At 44.4% G+C, this 13,512-nt stretch carries 9 protein-coding genes and 1 pseudogene; 3 read left to right on the forward strand and 7 right to left on the reverse strand.

Annotated elements, in window-relative coordinates; translation table 11 throughout:
- Positions 1-20: 20 nt before the first annotated feature.
- Positions 21-158, reverse strand: a complete 138-nt coding sequence (yhfH, locus tag P3X63_RS21775) for a protein YhfH (protein ID WP_077735948.1) — start codon at positions 156-158, stop codon at positions 21-23.
- A 193-nt stretch (positions 159-351) separates the two neighbouring features.
- Between yhfH and P3X63_RS21780 the strand changes: the two genes are divergently transcribed.
- A complete protein-coding gene (locus P3X63_RS21780; RefSeq protein ID WP_026589336.1) occupies positions 352-2,451 on the forward strand; it encodes an ArnT family glycosyltransferase in 2,100 nt (699 codons plus the stop codon).
- 44 nt (positions 2,452-2,495) lie between these two features.
- On the opposite strand, the gene P3X63_RS21785 is transcribed toward P3X63_RS21780, so the two are convergent.
- The 6 genes and pseudogenes from P3X63_RS21785 to P3X63_RS21810 all read right to left on the reverse strand — a co-directional run bounded on the left by P3X63_RS21785 (position 2,496) and on the right by P3X63_RS21810 (position 10,414).
- Positions 2,496-4,436 carry an FtsX-like permease family protein gene (locus P3X63_RS21785; RefSeq protein WP_026589337.1) on the reverse strand — a complete coding sequence of 647 codons (1,941 nt, stop codon included), beginning with the start codon at positions 4,434-4,436 and terminating at the stop codon, positions 2,496-2,498.
- Positions 4,429-5,188 (reverse strand): annotated as a pseudogene (locus P3X63_RS21790) (ABC transporter ATP-binding protein); the annotation flags it as partial. The gene P3X63_RS21785 and the pseudogene P3X63_RS21790, both read right to left, overlap by 8 nt.
- Before the next feature lie 102 nt (positions 5,189-5,290).
- On the reverse strand, positions 5,291-6,295 hold the full coding sequence (locus tag P3X63_RS21795; protein ID WP_026589339.1) for a sensor histidine kinase: 1,005 nt from the start codon (positions 6,293-6,295) through the stop codon (positions 5,291-5,293).
- On the reverse strand, positions 6,295-6,984 hold the full coding sequence (locus tag P3X63_RS21800) for a response regulator transcription factor (RefSeq protein ID WP_026589340.1): 690 nt from the start codon (positions 6,982-6,984) through the stop codon (positions 6,295-6,297). Before P3X63_RS21800 ends, P3X63_RS21795 begins: the two co-directional genes overlap by 1 nt.
- A gap of 114 nt (positions 6,985-7,098) precedes the next feature.
- Positions 7,099-8,505, reverse strand: a complete 1,407-nt coding sequence (gene bglH / locus P3X63_RS21805) for an aryl-phospho-beta-d-glucosidase (protein ID WP_026589341.1) — start codon at positions 8,503-8,505, stop codon at positions 7,099-7,101.
- Positions 8,506-8,569: 64 nt separating this feature from the next.
- Positions 8,570-10,414 (reverse strand): beta-glucoside-specific PTS transporter subunit IIABC, encoded by a 1,845-nt coding sequence (locus tag P3X63_RS21810; RefSeq protein ID WP_277692050.1) that lies wholly within the window; start codon positions 10,412-10,414, stop codon positions 8,570-8,572.
- Positions 10,415-11,174: 760 nt separating this feature from the next.
- On the opposite strand from P3X63_RS21810, the gene P3X63_RS21815 reads away from it, so the two are divergent.
- Together P3X63_RS21815 and P3X63_RS21820 are read left to right on the forward strand one after the other, a co-directional pair.
- Positions 11,175-12,212 (forward strand): ThiF family adenylyltransferase, encoded by a 1,038-nt coding sequence (locus tag P3X63_RS21815; RefSeq protein WP_277692051.1) that lies wholly within the window; start codon positions 11,175-11,177, stop codon positions 12,210-12,212.
- A gap of 29 nt (positions 12,213-12,241) precedes the next feature.
- Complete coding sequence (locus P3X63_RS21820) at positions 12,242-13,498, forward strand: MFS transporter (protein ID WP_077735945.1); 1,257 nt, start codon at positions 12,242-12,244, stop codon at positions 13,496-13,498.
- Positions 13,499-13,512 lie beyond the last annotated feature (14 nt).

The raw sequence follows: 13,512 nt of genomic DNA on the forward strand, positions 1-13,512 counted from the left end.
TGTTATAAAACAGCCGCGGTTTATTCGCCCTTTTTGGCAAGACAGCGTTCACATTCCATGAAATAAGATTCAGCCTGCTCCTCTACCTGCTCTCCGCATTCAGGACACGTTTTTTTCGGAAGCGTCCGGAAAAATTCCAGCGGACTTTTCATACTCATTTGCCTCCCTCCTTTTATAAAACAGTTTTATGTTTTTATTTTCTGTTGTAGTACAGTATACAGTGCAAAGATGAAAATGTACACACTTTTTCCAAAATTTTTTTGCCTAAATAAAAAAAGAATGTTCTCTTTTTATTCATAACTTGTTCATATTTATCTTTTAGAATAGGGATCATAAAGAGGTGACATGATGATGAAAATGAAAAAACCCGATTGGATACTTACAGTCATTTTGCTTGCAGCACTTATTCTGAATACATATAACATTTGGCAGGATGATGCCGCCAATCAGTATTACCTGGCGGCGGTGAAAAGCATGACGCAAAGCTTCCACAATTTCTTCTTTGCTTCATTTGACTCTTCCGGCTTTGTATCAGTTGATAAGCCGCCCGTAGTATTATGGATTCAGACCATCTTTGCAAAAGTTTTCGGTGTGCACACCTGGAGCGTCATCCTTCCTCAGGCACTGGCCGGGGCCGGCTCCGTCTATCTGCTTTACAGGCTCATCAAGCCGAGATTCGGCAAGGGCGCGGCCCGCATCTCAGCTCTTGTGATGGCGCTGACGCCGATCGCCGTGGCGGTCAGCCGGACGAACAACATCGACAGCATGCTTGTATTCACATTGCTTCTCGGCACATGCTGCCTGATGAAGGCGGTCAAACAAGGGAAGCTCATCTGGCTTCTCACCGCATTCGGAATCATCGGTCTCGGATTCAATATGAAAATGCTTCAGGCCTTAATGGTGCTCCCGGCCTTTCTATTGTTTTATCTCATCGCGGCAAAGGCCAAATGGAAGAAAAAAATGGTATCGGCTGTACTGTCGCTCATTGTGCTCACAGGCATTTCGCTTTCATGGGCGCTTGTCGTCGACTACACATCGTCTGACAGCCGTCCGTATGTCGGAAGCAGCCAAACCAATTCCGTTCTTGAACTGGCATTCGGCTACAACGGTACGGAGCGCCTGCTCGGGCAAACGACAGGTAATGCGCGCGGAGACATGAACGGCTTGCAGCAGCCGACACAGAATGGAAATAACTCATCTGACGGCGGGCCAAATGGCGGCATGCAGCCGCCGGGCGGCAAAAGCTTTTCTGACGACAATTCCCAAGCACAGGATGGAAATACGGCAAACGGCAGCTCTAATGGCCAAAACGGCAACATGCCGGGCGGCGGGCAGCAGCCCGACGGCGGAGGACAAGGCGGGCCTGGCGGTGGAAACGGAGGTCCCGGAGGGGGCAATGGCGGAGGACAGAGCATGAACATGTTCGGCATCGGATCAGCCGGCCCATTCAGACTGTTCCAGTCGGCGCTATCCGGGCAGATCAGCTGGATGCTTCCATTCGCACTGTTCGGCCTGCTCGGAGCGTTCATCAGCTGGTTCCGCGACCGCCGCGAAAAAGCGGGTGAAATGAAGGAAACCCTTTTCTGGGCAGCATGGCTCTTCCCTGTCGCCGGATTTTTCAGTATCGCAGGATTCTTCCACCATTACTACTTGATCATGCTGGCACCGCCGATCGCCGCACTGTCCGGAATCGGATGGTACGCGATGTACGGGTTGTACAAAAGTCAAAAGGACTGGGCAAGCTATCTGCTGCCGGCAGCCGTTCTGACGACGGCCGCATTCCAAGTCTATATTTTAAGCGGCTATACTGAGCAAATCGGCACCCTCTGGATGTATGTCCTGGGGATCTTGGGACTGGGCCTTACCATCGCCCTTCTCATCCTCAAGCGAAGCCATCCATTCGGCAAGCAGCTGACGATCATCAGTTTGCTGATCCTTCTTCTGACACCTGTCTATTGGTCAGCGACACCGCTTCTATACAGCGGCAACAGCGTCCTTCCTGAATCAGGACCGCAGCTGCAAAGCTCAATGGGCGGAAGCGGAATGTTCAGCTCAGAAGTGGATGAAGGGCTGCTCTCATATCTTCGGGAACATAACACGGGCGAAGAGTATTTATTCGCTACCTTGACGACAGTGACCGCAGCGCCGTATATCATCAATGCCGACGAAAACGTGATGGCGCTCGGCGGCTTCAACGGCACAGATCCGATCCTTTCGGTCAGCGAGCTGAAAAAACTCGTCCAAGAAGGAAAAGTGAAATACTTCCTGATCACAAGCGACAACTCAGGAAACAGTGAGCTTGTCTCCTGGATCAAAGAAAACGGCACGAACATTTCATCTGACGAATACAGCAGCACCGCAAACACGGACAGCACCGCACAACAGGGCATGAGGGGCGGCCCGGGCGGCGGACAGCAGCAGACGCTCTATAAGGTGGAGCTGTCGACATAACAAAATGCCCGCCGGATGAATCCGGCGGGCTTTTGTTTTACATCCTACAGCGCCGACTTAATAACCTTTCGATAATAAAGTACCGACAACAGACCGAAAATAGAATACAAAGCGGTATACAACACCATCACGATAATCATCGGCGTCCACAGCTCTGCCCCGAACAAGAACCATCCGGACTTGACGGCAAAGTAGCTGTGAAAAAGACCAATGACCAACGGAATGCCGAAGTTGTAGATTTGCTTGATCTGTATGCCCTTCAGCAAGTCCCCCCTTGTAAAACCGAGTTTTCTCAGTATCGTGTAATTCGGTTTCTCATCTTCGCTTTCATCCATTTGTTTAAAATAAAGGATGCATCCAGATGTGATCAAGAACGTCAGTCCTAAAAAGCCGACGATAAACATGAAAAGGCCGTAAATCGCTTTTTGAGACGTGCGTTCATCGAGGAGCGACAAATGCCGATCGCTTTGATTCACTTTTGCAAACAGCTTATTTGCCTGCTGCAGCTGATCTTCATTTTTCAGATTGATCCCGATAAATAAACTCGGTTCTTGCTGTAAGTTTGGATCTTTATTATCGTTTAGACGTTGAAACAGCGCATCATCGACAACCACAGCAGGCAATCCTCCACTGGTGAACTCATAGGATAAGAGAAATTCCTTCCTTATCCCTACAAAGTTTAACGATGCCGTCTCCTGTCTGCTCTTGACTTGAATGGTGCCGGAATCTTTAAAAACCATCATGGTTTGCAAAAGATCATTATATCCGGATAAAATCACGTCTCCCTTCGGTATATCAATCCCGTTAATCTCTTGATCGCTGACAACAGGAAGGGAGAGGTTACGCGGGTCCCCAGCCATATCTTCAGGATCTCCCTCTAAAACCTGTTCCAGATTGAAGGACGCTTGCAGAACATGGATTTCTTCTTTGCTATAAGAAATGCCATTTTCGTCTAAGAGCCCCGCAAACCGCTTGGCATCCTTCTGACTGGTCATGGCAAAATCAGCCGCCACACTTTGTTCAGCCACTTTCTCTACGGAATAGTACGCAATATAGCATAGGGACAATAAACTGATCGCCAGCGCCGAAACAGCTGTGATAATCGTTAATAACAGCGCGTTTGATTTCATTCGAAACATAATCGACGACAAGGATAACACTTCGTAAACATTTAAGTAGCCTCCCTTGCTTTTGCGAATGATGTTGGAGACAAAGCTGACTGAACCTTTATAAAACAGGTACGTGCCGATCATGACAGACCCGAGAATCAAGCTCATCGCATAGAACAATTCGTTTATGGTCTTGAATTTTCCGCCAAACAGCTCGGTGGAAATGTAATACCCCGACAAAATGAACACGATCCCCATTAAACCGATGATCATTTGGAAAACGGATATTCGTTTGACTTGATCCTCTGTAGATGAAGCTGCCTTAAACAAAGATAAAATGCTTTGCTTTTTGATAAACGCGTAGTTCATCATCATCACCAAAAGGTAGATTCCGCAGAAGACAATGATGGTTTGGATTAATGCTTCCCAGGAAAAATTCAGTTTAGCTTTCGCTTGAACATCGACAATTTTGAACAAAATCATCAGCACGAGTTTTGATATCGAAAACCCGGCAAATACACCGATGACTAAAGAGCCAAAATACAGCATGACATTTTCCGCGCTCAGGATGCGGAAGATTTTTTGCTTCCTCATGCCGATTAATTGAAACAGGCCGATTTCTTGGCTCCGCCTCTTGATAAAAATCGTATTGGCGTAGAGAATAAAAACCGCTACAACGGCCACGAGCAAAATAGAGGCTGTTTTTAATGCAGCCGCGCCTTTGATCGAAGATTTCACTTCATTGATTGAAGGATCATACTGAAGCGTGACAAATGAGAAATAAAGCGCCACGCTGAAGACTAGCGCAAACACATAGAGGTAATAGTTCCTGATGTTTTTTCTTAAGTTTCGAAAGATCAGCTGATGAATGCTCATGCTAAAACCCCGCCTAACACACCCTGCGTCTTCATGATATCCTCGAAGAACATCTGCCTGTCCTGGCCGCCTTTATTGAGCTGCGAATACATTTGGCCGTCCTTTATAAAAACAACCCTGCTGCAGAAGCTGGCGGCGACGGGGTCGTGGGTGACCATAACGATCGTAGCATGACGCTTTTGATTTAATCGGCTCAGCTTGTTTAATAAGTCTGATGCGGATTTTGAATCAAGCGCACCTGTCGGTTCATCTGCGAAAATAATGTCCGGTTCATGAATAAATGCCCTCGCGGCTGAAGTCCGCTGTTTTTGGCCGCCGGAAATTTCATTCGGATATTTATTTTTCAGCTCGTAGATGCCCAGTTCATTCGCCACTTCCTCAAACTTTTGATTGGCTTCTTTTTTAGACATCTTCGTAATCGACAACGGCAGCAGAATATTTTCTTTCACCGTCAGCGTGTCTAATAAGTTGTATTCTTGAAAGATAAATCCGAGATGCTGCTTCCGGAATTCAGCGAGCTGTTTTTCCTTCATACCGGTCATCTCAACCTGGTTGATCGCAATCGTTCCGTCGCTTACCTGATCAATGGAAGACAGCACATTCAGCAATGTTGTTTTACCCGAACCAGAAGGCCCCATAATGCCGACAAATTCACCCTTTTCGATATTGAGGTCGATTCCCTTTAATACTTCTTGTTTATTGAATTTATTTCCGTAGCTTTTTCGAATTTTATTCGCTTCTAATATCATCATGTCGCAAAACTCCTTTTTGTTGGATCATTTTCATTATAAAAAGGCGGACAGCCGTTTTCCTTCGATTTACCTAACAAAAAAGAAAAGCATGTGACATTATTGTCACATGCCTATGACACGCACAAATTCATTTCGTTTCGGAAAAATTAATGTAAAGGTTGCACCCGCTCCTGGTTTTGAGTCGATTTCAATATCGATCAGCAGCGACTTGGCCGCTTTTTTTGCTAAATAAAGCCCCATTCCGGTAGATGCTTGATCATGGTGCTCCATTGTTGATGTAAACCCTTTGTCAAACACGCGCGGTATATCTTTAGGATCAATGCCCCGCCCAAAGTCTTTTACTTCGAGATGCACACGTCCGTCCACTTCATAGCTTTTCACGATAATATCGGACGCTTCACTGTATTTCACTGCGTTGGTCAATAGCTGCCGAATGATAAAAGCCAGCCATTTCGAATCGCTGAGCACTTCCCCCGCCTCAAGCTGTATCTCAAACCCGATCCCTTTTTGAATGCACCAGGATTGTAAATCTTTTATTTCTTTAAATATCAATGATTTCAGTTCAAGGACTTCCGGTGAAAAGTCATTTTCGATAAAGGATATCCTTTTTTGATGAAGCTGCCGGTCGAGAAGCAGGTGAACGCGCAGCCATTCATACGAGAGCCTCGACTTTAGCGGTTCGTCTTCAATTGTCTCAATGATCAAATGCATCGCGGAAAGCGGCGTTTTGACCTCGTGGATCCACGCCATCAGTTCATCCTTTTCATTGTCAAGCGCCAAGCGGTGACGCTTCGCCTCTTGCTTCAATTTCTCCGTCTGTCCGGTAATATTTCTTTCAACAAGCATTTCAAACGGTGTTTCCGCTTCATGAATATTTGTCACATCAAGATTGTTTTCCCATGCATCAAGGCTTTTGTAAAATTTGCTTTCCTTCCGAAAGCGGACAAAGATAAAAATCATCAATATCAAAAGCGATAAATAGACGATGTAAAGGATCGGCGTCAATGGGATGGACGTATCGACAAAAGCGATCAACACAATCAGAAGCTGCTGACATAAAAATATGGCGATCCAGCTTCGCCTTTCAGTTAAAAATGCTTTGAGCATCATCGTGATCCTTCTTCTTTCGCCATATAGCCTTGGCCGACTTTCGTCTCGATAGATTGTCCCAGGTTCAAGGCATCCAGTTTTTTTCTCAGCCGGTTCACATTGACCGTCAGCGTATTATCGCTGACAAAACGCTCATCGTTCCACAAGCTTCTGATCAGCTCTTCCCGGCTGACAATTTTATTTTTTTGGTCTATCAGCTGCTTCAATATAAACATTTCATTCTTCGTCAGTTCTATCGCTCCTTTTTCATTGCTGACGCGATTTTGTTCAACGTCAATGGTCGCTCCACACCACGTTTTCAGGATGTGAGGCTCTGTATTATAGTCATACACGCGACGGAAAATCGCTTGGATTTTGGCGATCAGGACATCAAAATGAAACGGTTTTTGTATAAAATCATCCGCTCCCAGCTTCATGGACATGACCATATCAGCAGGATGGTCGCGCGAGGATAAAAAAAGAATCGGAACATTTGAACGGGAACGGATCAACCGGCACCAATGAAACCCGTCAAATTTAGGGAGCTGAATATCGATGATGACGCAGTCTGGTTTGACCGCCGCAAATTCCTGCGTCACTTCGCTGAAATCGCTGATGCCGTACACATCATAGGACCAGCCGGATAAGCGTTCTTTTATTTCTTGAAACAGCGATTCATCATCTTCAATCAGCAACAGTTTAAACATGGACCTCACCGCGCTTTTCTTTTTTATGTCAAGTGTATAGCAAATTGTTTTCACATGCTACAGAGAAGGGACAGAATCAAAAAAAGCTGCTCCCCCAAAGGGAACAGCTCAATCTTATAAACTCCCGCCATTCGTTTCAATCACATTCTTATACCAGTAAAAGCTCTTCTTCTTCGTTCTCTTCAGCGTCCCTTTTCCTTCATTGTCCCGGTCGACATAAATATAGCCGTAGCGTTTTTTCATTTCCGCAGTGGAGGCACTGACCAGGTCGATCGGACCCCATGATGTGTAGCCGATGAGGTCGACGCCGTCTGCGATCGCTTCCCTTACTTCTTTTAGATGATCGCGCAAATAATTGATTCTGTAATCATCCTGGATCGAGCCATCCTCTTCGACGACATCGACTGCGCCCAGTCCATTTTCAACAATGAAGAGCGGCTTTTGATAACGGTCATACAGGGTGTTCAAGGTAATCCGCAGCCCTTTGGGGTCAATCTGCCAGCCCCATTCAGATGACTCTAGGTATGGATTTTTGACGCCGCCGAGCAAGTTGCCGTCTGTTTTGGCAAGTTCCTCATCCGTGCTGGCGACCATTGACATGTAATAGCTGAAGCCAATGTAATCGACCGTGTTTTCTTTTAGAATGTCTTCATCACCTTCGGCCATTTCAATCGTAATACCGTTTTCCTTCAAGAAGCGCTTCATATAACCCGGATATGCCCCTCGCGCCTGAACGTCAGAGAAAAACAGCGCTTTTCTCTCATTCTCCATTGCAGCAAGCACATCTTCCGGATTCGGTGTCATCGGATATGTCGTCGTGGCGGCGATCATGCAGCCGATTTTGGCGTCCGGAATCATTTCTCTGCCCGCTTTTACCGCAAGGGCGCTGGCGACAAATAAATGATGCGCCGCTTGGTACATCGCATTTAATTTGTTTTCACCCTCTTCAAACACGAGGCCTCCGCCTGTAAACGGCGCGTGCAGGACCATGTTGATTTCATTGAAGGTCATCCAGTATTTCACTTTGTCTTTGTAGCGGTTGAAGACTGTTCTCGCATAACGCTCATAAAACGCGATGACTTTCCGGTTTTTCCAGCCGCCGTAGTTTTTAATCAGACCGAGCGGCATTTCGTAGTGGGAGATGGTGACGACAGGCTCGATATTGTATTTGAGCAGCTCATCAAACAATTGATCGTAAAATTTGAGACCTTCCTCATTCGGTTCGCTTTCATCACCGTTTGGAAAAATCCGCGTCCAGGCAATCGATGTCCGAAACGCTTTAAAGCCCATTTCGGCGAATAAAGCGATGTCTTCTTTGTAGCGGTGGTAGAAATCAATGCCTTCGTGATACAAGTTCAATGACTCCATTGATTCATCAAAAGGATACATCACCCCGTTCGGCGACACATCAGCCGTAGAAAGCCCCTTCCCGCCGACATTGTAGGCACCTTCCACCTGGTTTGCGGCAACCGCACCGCCCCATAGGAATCCATCAGGAAATCTTTTGGCATTTTCACTCATACGATTTCACCTCAAAATGATTTTTTTGTCCCCCTCCCGATGGGGAGAGGGGTGATCTTTATATTTACGACAGCTCGATAAGCGCTTCCAAAGGATCCACGCTTTCCGCTGTTTTGACCGGCTTGATTGATTGATACCGGTCCGTATTTGTGACAATGACGGGGGTTATCAGCTGGAAGCCCTTTTTCTCGATCGCCTCCATGTCAAATGAGGCAAGCCTGTCGCCCGGTGCGACAACATCTCCGGCATTCACATGTACGGTAAAATGTTCACCGTTCAATTTCACTGTGTCGATCCCGATATGGATAATAATCTCAGCTCCATGATCACTCGTGATACCGAGCGCATGCTTTGTTTGAAAAACCGTTGTAACCGTGCCGGATACCGGGGATACGACTTCGCCTTCTTCAGGCTCGATGGCTACGCCTTTTCCCATCACTTCTCCGGAAAATGTCGCATCATCTACTTCGCTTAACGCTCTGACTTCTCCTTTCAGCGGGCTTTGAATGATTTCTCCCGCGCCCGCTTCAGATGGAACGGCTTCCGGAGCGTCGGCTTCATCAGACGGAACGTCTTCAAATCCCAATAAGTAAGCGATTGCCGTTGCCGCAAAGAAGGCGATGATGATACCGATCAGCGCCTGTATAAAAGTCGGGCCGATAAACGTCGTAACTCCCGGCAAACCGACGTTTCCGCCAATAATATAGGCGGCTACACCGGTGACGCCGTAGAAAGCACCACCGACAGCGGCGCCAAGAAGCGCGGAAACAAACGGCTTTTTCAGCCTCATATTGACACCGTACATCGCCGGCTCTGTAATTCCCATCAAAGCCGTGATGCTTGTCGTAAGCGACAATGATTTGAATTTCTTATTTCTGGACCGCAGGAAGACGGCAAATGATGCGCCAGCCTGCCCCATATTCGCCAAAAACATCGCAGGTATCAAATAATCGTAGCCGTTTTGCGTAATGTTGTTGAACATAACCGGAATGAAAGCATAGTGCATTCCTGTCATGACGATCAAAGAAAACGTTCCGGCTAAAAGAATCATCGTGATTAAACCGGCATTTTCAAATAAACCGTTCACACCGATTGACAGATAGTTTCCTGCAATCGCACCGAGCGGACCGACCGTAATTAATGTGACAGGCACGACAACCAGCAGCGTCAGCGTCGGTACAAAAATCATCTTCAACGAAGTCGGGGTGACTTTGTCAATCCATTTCTCAACGTAAGATGCAATCCAAATCGCGAGCAGGATCGGAATGACGGTTGACGAATAAGTGGCAGCGGTTACAGGCAATCCGACAAAGGAAATGCTTTTCCCTGAACCGAGAAGCGCTGTCAGATCGGGATGCAGAATCGCCGCCCCGATCGCGGCCGCAACATAAGGGTTGCTGCCGAATTTTCGTGCGGCGCTGACCGCCAGCAAAATCGGCAGGAAGTAAAATGCTCCGTCGCCGATGGCAGATAAAATGGTGTGGACCTGACTATTTTCGCTCATCCAGCCGAACGTGACGGCGATCGCAATGATCCCCTTGATCATACCCGCTCCGGCGATCGCCGGGAGAATCGGCGTAAATACGCCCGAGATCACATCAAAGATGGCGGACAGCACATTTTTCTTTTTGCCGGTTTGCTGCATGCTTGCTTTTTCATCGCTGAGCCCGCTGTTGGCAATGATCGCTTTATACACGTTCGGCACATCATTTCCAATGATGATCTGAAATTGCTCACCGCTGATGTTCGTGCCCATCACGGCAGGCATTTTTTCCAGTTGGGCCCGGTCTGCCTTCGTGTTGTCATAAAGGTTGAAACGCAGTCTTGTCATGCAGTGAATCACGCTCTGGACGTTCTCTTCACCGCCGACGAGTTGTAAAATGTCTTTTGATACTTTATTATAATCCATATGAGTACCTCCTCTTTGGGGGAATCTGCCGGACTGAAGGTGGCCGCCTTCACCCGGCTTTTTTTATTGCATTTCTTTTTTAAGATTTTAATAGCTTCGCCTCACCTCCTTATTTCAGGCACAAAAAAAACCTAAATTACGCCGCCATTTTCGGGACAATATCCCAAAAATGATGCGCAACTTAGGTTTTGCCTGCATAGCAGTAACAATCCTTAGGAACTTGGTGATATTAGTTTGTAACTATACTTTAGCACCTGGGTTTGTTTATGTCAACGCTTTCATTACGTATGATTCATAAAAAGTGTAATTAACTGCTTTGATCTCACTGTGTGGCAGCTCTCCAGTTTATTTCCTGCCCTTAGATTCAAGGGTTCCCAAAGTATTGGCATTTCCTTAAAGGTAGATTGAAAGAATCAGGAATAATCGAATCAAAAAGTCCCGGATATTTTGTTAAATAAGGATATTTATTCAAAAAATATTAAATTATCCTTGAAAATGGGTTTCTTCAGTAATACAATGGAAATGTCAGCAAATTCAAATCTTTCCAACTATTATTGTGAAAGGCGGTGATACTATGAATTTTGAAGAATATAAAGTTAGCGCTTCAAATATCCAGCTAAATGGAAAAGTTGTCATTAGTATTTATAAGTAATAGAGAGAATACTTAAAGATTGAAGGAGCTGACACTATATACAAGAGCCATACATTTTGTACGGCTCTTGTAGTCGATCATTTTTATTGAAAAGAAGGAGCCAAATTAATGAAGTACTACTTAAAAAAAGGAATGTTTTGGACTAAAAAAGAGAATGAAATCATCGTTTATTACACAAATTCCAGTTTAAGAAAAGGGATTCGTTCTTCCGATAATGAAAAGCTGTTCCAGCTTCTCACAATATTATCAGAACCAAAAACATACTCTGAATTGGTTGAAGCAGCCCCATTTGAAAAAAAAGAAAATTTAGATGCCACTCTTTCTTATTTATTATCAAAAGGATATATTGCCGTTCAAGAAAGAGACGTTCAGAAAGTTGAAAATCGAGTCCGCAGTTTTGTAGACAGCATCCCAAATGTTTCATATAACGACTACAGCCTTTCCATCGAAAAGACGCATATATGTATCATTGGTACCGGTACCGCGGGAAGTTATATACCCGAATGCTTAATTAAGCTAGGATTAAATAGATTCACTTTGATTGATCCTGATAAAGTAGAGGAAAATAATTTATATGCCCAGAATTTCTCTTTTCGGGATGTCGGAAGATATAAAGTCGAAGTTCTAAAACATAAATACGAAAATGAGTTTAAAACAAGCAACATTACGGCAATTATTCGACAATTGAGCAACTATGAAGATCTTAAGCATGCAGTCGCTCTTGAAGAAATTGATTATCTGGCATTATGCGCAGATAACAACACTTTAATCATAGATGTTTTGGAAAATATATTTTTGGATTTCCCCAACATCAAAATCATTATTAGCGGTTATGCAGTTTTCCAGCAGCATTGTTATTTAATCGATAGAGAAACAAACGCTTCCATTTTAAAAGAGATTAAGCAAAATGTCAGCACGCTAAATGAACTGGATGAAGTCATTGTAGAAAATAGCGGTGTTATATTTGATTCCTTATTTTCAGCCATTTCGATTTCAAAAATCATTTTTGATCATGTATTAAACATAAACTCCCCACAAATTGCCAAAGCGGACTTTCTCAACAACAGGTACTTTATCGGCAATGAGGACGAATACAAAATCCATGAAGAATATGAACACAGATTCACCGATCAAACTGTTTTGTAATGAACCCTAAAAAATAGGTGGGTATTCGAATGATAAGTGTACTAAAGATAAAAAATTTCTTTCTATTATTCAGTGGCAGATTGTTAACGAATTTGGGGGACAGCATCTATAGCGTCGCGGCTATGTGGCTTGTATTTAAATTAACCGGAAGCTCTTTTTACACCGGTCTCGCGGGAATGCTGATCATGCTTCCGGGAATATTTGAGTTTTTAGTTGGGCCCTTAATTGACAGATGGCGTTTAAAATCAATCTTGATTTATACTCAGTGGATTCAGGCTTTTGTTGTCATGGCCGTTCCCCTCTCATACTTTCTCGGTTTTTTAAATGTATGGCTTGTCATTTTTGTCATGCTTATAGCTACTTCTATTGAACAAATCGTCTATCCGGCACAGCAAGCAGCTTTACCGAAGCTATTGAAAAAAGAGGATCTTGTAGCCGGCAACTCTTTGATGACTTTTGCTTATCAGGGAACAGATATTGTTTTGGTTGGATTATCCGGTATGTTAATTGTATACATAGGTGTCATCAATATATATCTGATTGATGTATTGACATTTGTTTTAGCTGCGCTCATCTTTGGGCTCATGAAATTTCCCCTAACTGACACGAACCCTTCATCATTAGAGAGCAAGAAATCTTACTTCAGTGAATTAAAAGAAGGAAAAGATTTCGTTAAAAACTCAATTATTCTTAAAATGTTGATTCCTTTAACAATTATAAACTTCATTTTTGGTATGATTACAGCAATTATGCCTGAGTTTTCAAGCCATATAGGAGGAGAAGCATTTTACGGCTATTTTCTGTGTACAATGTCTATTTCTTTATTGCTGGGTTCGCTATTATCCCAGATTCTAACTAAATTACCTTTAGGATATACGACCATTTCTTGCTTTTTTCTCTCAGCGTTCTTTTGGTTTTGCTCATACTTATCAAGCCATCCTCTCATGATTTTAATCAATTTCGGACTTGCTTTTATTCCCATTGGAATTCATAACGTTATATTAATTTCTACGATTCAATCATTGGTACCTGAAGAGCTTACAGGAAGGGTATTTGCGTTGGTCGGTTCCCTGTCGGCATTGTTTTTACCGATAGGTTCCCTTTTGGGAGGCTTTTTATCAACTCAAATCGAAGTTAAATTAATATATGGATTGGGGAGTTTTGCAATCTTATTTATTGCAGCGTATTGGCTGCTGACTTCAAAATTACGGGCACTGCCTGCACCAGGCGATGTTTCTGAAGATCATCCTCAATTATCTGCTAACCATGAAAACAGTTTCAACTAAATCTAATAGGGGGC

Source organism: Bacillus sp. HSf4 (genome assembly GCF_029537375.1).
Lineage (GTDB): Bacteria > Bacillota > Bacilli > Bacillales > Bacillaceae > Bacillus > Bacillus sonorensis_A.